The organism is Variovorax sp. P4_B10, assembly GCF_056402375.1.
Window position 1 is genome coordinate 1 of sequence record NZ_JBFUHN010000146.1, and the last position, 7477, is coordinate 7477.

The window sequence follows — 7477 nt, forward strand, 5'->3', positions numbered from 1 at the left end:
GGTCGGACAGGCGGATGCGTTCGTGGGCTGCGGCCTTGAAGGCAGGGTCGAGGCCGTCGGGCCCGCCGATGACAAGGGCCACGTCGTCGCCCTCGCCTTGCCAGGCCTGCAGACGCGCGGCAAGCGCCTTGGTGGTGAGCGCGGTGCCGCGCTCGTCGAGTGCCACGATGCGCATGCCCCTGGCGATGGCGCCCTCGATGCGTTCACGTTCGGCGGCGTAGAGCGTCTCCAGCGACTTGGAGCCGCGGGGTTCGGTCTTGACGGCGCGCAGCTCGAGCTTGAGCTCGGGCGGGAAACGCTTGGCGTAGTCGTCCCAGGCAGTCTGCGCCCAGTCGGGCATGCGCTGCCCGACGGCGACCACCAGGAGTTTCATGCGCGGCGGGCGAGCGCCTTCTTGGCCGGCGCCGCCTTCTTGGCCGCAGGCTTCTTCGCTGCGGGCTTGCCGACGACCTTGACCGGCGTGCGTGCGGTCGTGGTCTTCTTCGCCGGCGCCTTCCTGGCCGCGGTCTTCTTCGCAGGAGACCTGCTGGCCTTCTCGGCCTTGGCTTCCTGCTCGGCCGCGCGGATTGCGGTCTTGGCGGCGCTCGTGCGGCGCAGGTTGGGCATCTTCGCGGCGACCGGCTTCTTCTCTTCGCTCACCTTCGATGCACTGGCGGCGGCAGGCTTGGCACCGCCGAGCTTGGCGCGCACCGGCTTGTCGCCCCAGATCTCTTCGAGGTGGTAGTACTGGCGGATGGCGGGCTGCATGATGTGCGCCACGGCCGCACCGCAGTCCACGATGATCCACTCGCCGTTGTCCTCGCCCTCGATGCGCGGCTTGCCGAAGCCGGCTTCGCGCACCGCGTCGCGCACGCTGGCAGCGAGCGCCTTGGTCTGGCGGTTGGAGGTGCCCGACGCGACGATCACACGCTCGAACAGCGGCGAAAGATGCTCTGTGTCGAATACCTGGATGTCCTGCGCCTTGACGTCTTCGAGTCCATCGATGATGGCTCGCTGGAGTTTTTGGGTGTCTTTCTTGGCGGCGGCTTCAGTGGTCATCAGGCAGAGCGGTAGAGGTGGTGTTGGTCAATATAGCGTGCAACCGTGGGCGGAACCAGCGAGGAAATGTCCACGCCCAGCGCTGCGCGCCGCCGGATCTCGGTGGCGCTGGTGTCCATGGCAGGCAGTTCTAGCGCCTCGAAACGCGCGCCAGCCGGGAGGTTGGGCAGCATTTTCGGATCAAAACGGGCAGTGCCGCCCGTCGATAGTGCGCGATACGCTACAGAAACAATAGCAATGCCGAGTATAGCCTGCCAGCCGTGCCAGGTCTGCAACGCGCTCGCCTGGTCGGCACCCATGATCAGAACGAGTTGCGCGCCGGGCTGTTCTTTCTGCAATTCGTGCAAGGTGTCGAGCGTATAGGTCGGGCCATCGCGCAGCACTTCGCGGCTGTCGATGACGACGGTGCCCTTCAGTCCGCCGAAAGCCAGGCGCGTCATCGCAAGGCGGTCTTCCTTCGGCGTCAGCGCGCGGCTCTTGTGCCAGGCCTGCCCCGTGGGAATGATGTGCAGCTCGGCAAGGTCGAGCTGCGCCAATGCAACCTCGGCCATCGCGACATGGGCGTTGTGCGGCGGATCGAAAGCGCCGCCGAAGATGCCGATGCGCGGGGCCGTGCCGGAGGGGTTCACAACCAGTCGCGCCGCACGATGAAGTCGCTGTACAGCTGGGCTTCGGGAGTGCCTGGCTCGGGCTGCTGGCGGTAGGCCCAGCTTGCCAGCGGCGGCATCGACAGAAGAATCGATTCGGTACGCCCGCCCGACTGCAGGCCGAAGTGCGTGCCGCGGTCCCACACGAGGTTGAACTCCACATAGCGCCCCCGCCGGTAGAGCTGGAAGTTGCGCTCGCGCTCGTCGTAGTGCGTGTCGCGGCGGCGCTCGACCAGCGGCAGGTAGGCCGGCAGGAAGGCATTGCCGACCGCGCGGATCAGCGAGAAGCCGTTCTCGAAACCGCCCTCGGCAAAGTCGTCGAAGAAGATGCCGCCGATGCCGCGCTGCTCGTTGCGGTGCTTCAGGAAGAAATACTCGTCGCACCAGGTCTTGAAGCGCGGGTACTTGTCGTCGCCGAAGGGTGCAAGCGCATCGCGGCACACGGTATGGAAGTGCACCGCGTCTTCCTCGAAACCGTAGCACGGCGTCAGGTCCATGCCGCCACCGAACCAGCAGACCGGCGCGCCGCCTTCGGGCAGCGCCGCGAGCATGCGCACGTTCATGTGGACGATCGGCACGTAGGGATTGCGCGGGTGGAACACCAGCGACACGCCCATCGCCTCGAATGGCGCGCCCGCGAGTTCGGGGCGGTTCTGCGTGGCCGAAGGCGGCAGCTTGGGGCCCCGCACCTGCGAGAAGCCGCAGCCTGCACGCTCGAACAGCGCGCCACCTTCAAGAATGCATGTCAGGCCATGGCCCTGCAACGGCTCGCCCAGCGCCTTGTGCCAGGCATCGTGCACGCAGACGCCGCCGTCGGCGGCCTCGACCGCCGCAATGATCGACTGCTGCAGTCCGCGCAGGTAGTCGCTGACTGCTGACGGGTTGGTCTGTTGCATCAAGCGTGGGGCGTGTTGCGCGCATGCACTGCGCGGAATCCGATGTCCCTGCGGTATTGCGCGCCGTCGAAGTGAACGCGCGCCGCCACCTCATAGGCCCGCTGCTGGGCCTGCTTCACGCTGTCGGCCAGCACGGTCACGCAGAGCACGCGGCCGCCGCTGGTCTTGAGTTCGCCGTCTTCTTGCGTCGTGCCAGCGTGGAACACCACGGCGTCCGGCGCCTCGGCCGGAATGCCGGTGATGCGGTCACCCTTGCGCGGCGAGAGCGGATAGCCATGTGCCGCCATCACCACGCCGAGCGCCACGCGCCGGTCCCACTGCAGATCGACCTGGTCGAGCGTGCCGTCGGTGGCGTGCCAGAACACCTCGAACAGATCGGACTTGAGCCGCATCATGATCGGCTGCGTCTCGGGGTCGCCCATGCGGCAATTGAATTCGAGCGTCTTCGGATGGCCGGCCGCATCGATCATCAGACCGGCGTAGAGGAAGCCGGTGTACGGGATGCCGTCCTTTTCCATGCCGCGGATGGTCGGCAGGATGATCTCGCGCATCGCGCGCGCATGCACCTCGGCTGTGACCACCGGCGCGGGCGAATACGCGCCCATGCCGCCGGTGTTGGGGCCCTCGTCGTTGTCGAGCAGGCGCTTGTGGTCCTGACTGGTGGCGAGCGCGGTGACGTTCTTGCCGTCGCACAGCACGATGAAGCTGGCTTCCTCGCCCTGCAGGAATTCCTCGATGACGACGCGCGCGCCGCCGTCGTTGTGCGACACGCCGAACTTGTTGTCGACCAGCATGAAGTCGACGGCCTCGTGCGCCTCCTGCGCAGTCATGGCCACCACCACGCCCTTGCCGGCGGCCAGGCCATCGGCCTTGACGACGATCGGTGCGCCCTTGGCATCGATGTACGCATGGGCCGCCGCGGCGTCGGTGAAGCTTTCGTATTCGGCGGTCGGAATCTTGTGGCGCTTCATGAACGCCTTCGAGAATGCCTTGGAGCTCTCGAGTTGCGCCGCTGCCTGCGTCGGGCCGAAGATGCGCAGGCCATGCGCGCGGAACTCGTCCACCACGCCCGCCGCGAGCGGTGCCTCGGGGCCGACCACGGTCAGCGCGATCTTTTCCTTCATCGCCCATTCGCGCAGCGCGGCGGGCTCGGCGATGTCGATGCAGTCGTAGCGCTCGTCGCTCACGGTGCCGCCGTTGCCCGGCGCCACGTACACGCGGCTGACCCGGCTGGCCTGCGCCAACCGCCACGCCAAGGCGTGTTCACGGCCCCCGCCCCCAATAACCAGTACCTTCATTCGTGGGCCTTCTTCATTCGCTGTGGATCAATGTTCATTCATTCGTTCATTCGGACAACGAGGCGTTGTGATAAACGGCCTGCACGTCGTCCAGGTCCTCGAGCACGTCGAGCAACTTCTGCATCCTGGCGGCGTCTTCGCCGGTCACGTCCACCGTGTTCTCGGCACGCATGGTGACCTCGGCCACCTCGGGCTTCAGGCCGGCGGCTTCGAGCGCGTTCTTGACGGCTTCGAAATCGCCGACGGCGGTGATCACCTCGATCGCGCCGTCGTCGTCGGTGACGACGTCTTCGGCGCCCGCTTCGAGCGCCACTTCCATCACCTTGTCTTCATCGGTACCCGGCGCAAGGATGATCTGGCCGCAGTGCTTGAACTGGAAAGCCACCGAGCCTTCGGTGCCCATGTTGCCACCGTGCTTGGAAAAAGCATGGCGCACTTCGGCCACGGTGCGCACGCGGTTGTCGGTCATGGTGTCGACGATGATCGCCGCGCCGCCGATGCCGTACCCTTCGTAACGAATTTCTTCGTAATTGACGCCTTCGAGATTGCCGGTGGCCTTGTCGATGTTGCGCTTGACGGTATCGATCGGCAGGTTGACCGCCTTGGCCTTCTCGACCGCCAGCCGCAGCCGGGGATTGGCGCTGAGGTCACCCCCGCCGGCCCGGGCGGCCACCGTGATTTCGCGAATGGCGCGGGTCCAGAGCTTGCCGCGCTTCTCGTCCTGGCGGCCCTTCCGGTGCTGAATATTTGCCCATTTGCTGTGTCCGGCCATGGCTTTCTATCTCGCTGTCTTRTGTTTTCAAAGCAAGCTCCGAGTTTACTGTCCGGCGCACACAACAACGCCCGCCGGGGCACGCGATTTCGGGGTGGAGCTTTTGGTGATAATCCGTCGATGACGCCATCGCCTACCGTCGGGCCCGGGAATCCCGACACCCTGCCGCCCCACGCGCCCCTGCCGCTGTATTACAACAACGAGGTAGAGCATCAGGCGTTCCTTCTTCGCATCTTCGACAGCACCGCTGCGGACTACGACCGCATCGAGTGCGTGCTCGCCTTCGGCACCGGGCCTTCGTACCGCCGCGCTGCGCTGCAGCAGGCCGGCCTCGCCACCGGGGCGCAGGTGCTCGACGTGGGCATCGGCACCGGGCTGGTTGCGCGCGAGGCCCTGAAGATCATCGGCCACACGGGCCACCTCGTAGGGGTTGACCCCAGTCCCGGCATGATGGAACAGGTCAAGCTGCCCGGCGTCGAGCTGGTGCGGGGCGTTGCGGAAGCCCTGCCCCGCCCGGACGCCAGCTGCGATTTCGTGAGCATGGGCTACGCCATGCGCCACATCAGCGACGTGGCCGCCGCCTTCGGCGAGTTTCATCGCGTGTTGCGTCCCGGCGGTCGCGTGGTGGTGCTCGAAATCACCAAGCCCGAAGGCCGCGTCGCGACGGCGCTGCTCAAGGGCTACATGCGCGCCGTGGTGCCGCTGATCGCCCGCGTGGTGGGCCGCCGGCGCGACACCTCCGAACTGTGGCGCTACTACTGGGACACCATCGAGGCCTGCATTCCGCCCGAACGGGTGATGCAGGCGCTGGGCGCGGCGGGATTCTCCGACGTGCGCCGGTACCCGAGCCTCGGTGTCTTTTCCGCCTACACCGCCAGCAAACCAGAACAGACCGCCGAGGCCAGTTGACAGTGCGAGCTCAGGACGAAAACTCTTCTCATCTGCGCGTCGAGCGCCTTTCGTTGCCGGACAGCCTGGCGCTGGCCACCGACGGCAAGGCGCCCTTCGCTGCGCTCGGCTACGGCACGCCGCACGGGGTGGCATGGATGCCGACCGTCAATGCGCGCGTCCTGTCCCCGCACGGCGCAATGGCCGACGTGTGGCACGCGACGGGCACGCGCATCAGATCAGGCACCACCGGCATCGCGCGCTGGCGCACCGACGGGCACTGGCTGCTTGGCGCCATCGACCTCGACGAAGCCACCGAAAAGCAGGGGCTGGCCGAACTCGCGCACCGCGCGTACCGCGATCTTTTCAAGACACTCGATCAGGCCGGCACGCCGCACCTGCAGCGCATCTGGAACTACCTGCCGCAGATCAATGCCGACGGCGGCGGGCTCGAGCGCTACCGCCAGTTCAACCTCGGCCGGCAGGAGGCCTTCTTCGAAGCCGGCCGCGCTGCCTTCGAGGGTGCGCCTGCGGCCTGCGCGCTGGGCATTCACCAGGGCATGCTGTCGATCCGTTTCCTGGCCGGCCAGCTGGCGCCGCTGCCGGTCGAAAACCCGCGGCAGGTCTCGGCCTACCGCTATCCCGAAACCTACGGGCCGCGCTCGCCGACCTTCTCGCGCGCTGCGCTGGCGGACATCGGCGGCGGCAACGTCGCGCTCTTCATCTCGGGCACCGCGAGCATCGTCGGGCACGAGACCGTGCACCACGGCGACGTGCTGGAACAGACCCGCGAGACGCTGCGCAACCTCGAAGCGGTGATCGCCGCCGCCAACGAACGGGGCACCGCGACCTTCTCGCTGGCCGAACTCGACTGCGTGGTGTACGTGCGCCATCCGGCCGACACCGAGGCGGTGCGCGGCGTGATCGAAAGCGCGCTCGGCGCCGAGGCCCCGATGGTTCGCCATGCGGTGTACCTGGAAGCCGATATCTGCCGCAGCGACCTGCTGGTCGAGATCGAGGCCCACACGGTCGCAGCCGGCCGGCTGCGGGCCTGAGCCGCGGCTCGCTCGCTCGACCGATCGGGGCCGACCATTCATTCCTTCATGATGAACCGCGTGCTGCGCATTCTCACGGCGATTCCGCTTGCGCTGATGCTCTACGCGCTGCTGCTGTTCCTGGGCCTGATTTCCCTGGTCTGGAATTTCGTCGCGATGCTGATCTACCCGCTGATGCCGGTGGCCCCCGCACGCGCGCTGGGCCGGATGACGATCGCCTTGGCCTACCGGATGTTCTGGTGGCTCGCGTCCGTGACCGGGATGATGCGCATCGACGCCACCTGCCTGGACCCGATGCGCAACGAGCCCGGCGTGATCTTCGTCGCCAACCATCCGACCATGCTCGATGCGCTGCTGCTCGTGGCGCGGCTGCCGCGCAGCGCCTGCATCATGAAGGCGGACCTGATGGGCAATATCTTTCTGGGCGCGGGCGCCCGGCTGGCGCGCTACATCAGCAACCAGTCGGCACGCATGATGGTGCGGCTGGCGGTGGCCGACCTGCGCAACGGCGGCCAGCTGGTGATCTTCCCCGAGGGCACGCGCACCGTGACGCCGCCGCTCAACCCGTTTCGACCCGGCGTGACGCTGATCGCCAAGCTGGCGCAGGCACCGATCCAGACGGTGTTCATCGACACCGACTCGCCCTATCTCAGCAAGGGCTGGCCGCTGTGGCGCGTACCGCCGCTGCCGATCGTCTTCACCCTGCGGCTGGGCCAGCGCTTTGCGCCGACGCAGGACAGCGACGTCCTGCAGGCCGAGCTGGAACAATACTTTCGCCACAACATGGAGCAGCGCGCAACCGACGCGTCCCCCGAATGCCAGACGCCTCGCGCACCCACCTTGTCCTGATCCCCAGCTACAACGCGGGCGAACGCCTGTTCTC

General features: G+C 67.0%; 9 protein-coding genes. 3 read left to right on the forward strand and 6 right to left on the reverse strand.

The annotated features are described in order from the left end of the window. From rlmH to AC1DXX_RS32715, 6 genes are all read right to left on the reverse strand, one after another. On the reverse strand, positions 1 to 373 hold a 373-nt coding region (gene rlmH / locus AC1DXX_RS32690; protein WP_478138354.1), incomplete at its 3' end, for a 23S rRNA (pseudouridine(1915)-N(3))-methyltransferase RlmH. Next, complete coding sequence (gene rsfS / locus AC1DXX_RS32695) at positions 370 to 1038, reverse strand: ribosome silencing factor (protein WP_478138355.1); 669 nt, start codon at positions 1036 to 1038, stop codon at positions 370 to 372. The genes rsfS and rlmH, both read right to left, overlap by 4 nt. Continuing rightward, positions 1038 to 1667 carry a nicotinate (nicotinamide) nucleotide adenylyltransferase gene (gene nadD / locus AC1DXX_RS32700; RefSeq protein WP_478138356.1) on the reverse strand — a complete coding sequence of 210 codons (630 nt, stop codon included), beginning with the start codon at positions 1665 to 1667 and terminating at the stop codon, positions 1038 to 1040. The genes rsfS and nadD overlap by 1 nt, the downstream gene beginning before the upstream one ends. After that, positions 1664 to 2581 carry an oxygen-dependent coproporphyrinogen oxidase gene (hemF, locus tag AC1DXX_RS32705; RefSeq protein WP_478138357.1) on the reverse strand — a complete coding sequence of 306 codons (918 nt, stop codon included), beginning with the start codon at positions 2579 to 2581 and terminating at the stop codon, positions 1664 to 1666. The genes nadD and hemF overlap by 4 nt, the downstream gene beginning before the upstream one ends. Then, a complete protein-coding gene (purD, locus tag AC1DXX_RS32710) occupies positions 2581 to 3879 on the reverse strand; it encodes a phosphoribosylamine--glycine ligase (RefSeq protein WP_478138358.1) in 1299 nt (432 codons plus the stop codon). The genes hemF and purD overlap by 1 nt, the downstream gene beginning before the upstream one ends. A 46-nt stretch (positions 3880 to 3925) precedes the next feature. After that, complete coding sequence (locus tag AC1DXX_RS32715) at positions 3926 to 4651, reverse strand: YebC/PmpR family DNA-binding transcriptional regulator (RefSeq protein WP_478138359.1); 726 nt, start codon at positions 4649 to 4651, stop codon at positions 3926 to 3928. A 120-nt stretch (positions 4652 to 4771) separates the two neighbouring features. On the opposite strand from AC1DXX_RS32715, the gene AC1DXX_RS32720 reads away from it, so the two are divergent. The 3 genes from AC1DXX_RS32720 to AC1DXX_RS32730 are packed head-to-tail and all read left to right on the forward strand — an operon-like array spanning position 4772 to position 7443. Beyond that, a complete protein-coding gene (locus AC1DXX_RS32720; RefSeq protein WP_478138360.1) occupies positions 4772 to 5560 on the forward strand; it encodes a class I SAM-dependent methyltransferase in 789 nt (262 codons plus the stop codon). Positions 5561 to 5562: 2 nt separating this feature from the next. Continuing rightward, positions 5563 to 6594, forward strand: a complete 1032-nt coding sequence (locus AC1DXX_RS32725; RefSeq protein WP_478138361.1) for a chorismate transformation FkbO/Hyg5 family protein — start codon at positions 5563 to 5565, stop codon at positions 6592 to 6594. Between the two features lie 51 nt (positions 6595 to 6645). Continuing rightward, the gene (locus tag AC1DXX_RS32730; protein ID WP_478138362.1) at positions 6646 to 7443 is read left to right on the forward strand and encodes a lysophospholipid acyltransferase family protein; all 798 of its coding nucleotides are present in this window, start codon (positions 6646 to 6648) and stop codon (positions 7441 to 7443) included. Positions 7444 to 7477: the final 34 nt, after the last annotated feature.

Coding starts and splice junctions, on each gene's coding strand:
- rsfS (WP_478138355.1), bottom strand. CDS start 1,038: ATGACCACTGAAGCCGCCGCCAAGAAAGACACCCAAAAACTCCAGCGA.
- hemF (WP_478138357.1), bottom strand. CDS start 2,581: ATGCAACAGACCAACCCGTCAGCAGTCAGCGACTACCTGCGCGGACTG.
- purD (WP_478138358.1), bottom strand. CDS start 3,879: ATGAAGGTACTGGTTATTGGGGGCGGGGGCCGTGAACACGCCTTGGCG.
- AC1DXX_RS32715 (WP_478138359.1), bottom strand. CDS start 4,651: ATGGCCGGACACAGCAAATGGGCAAATATTCAGCACCGGAAGGGCCGC.
- AC1DXX_RS32720 (WP_478138360.1), top strand. CDS start 4,772: ATGACGCCATCGCCTACCGTCGGGCCCGGGAATCCCGACACCCTGCCG.
- AC1DXX_RS32730 (WP_478138362.1), top strand. CDS start 6,646: ATGAACCGCGTGCTGCGCATTCTCACGGCGATTCCGCTTGCGCTGATG.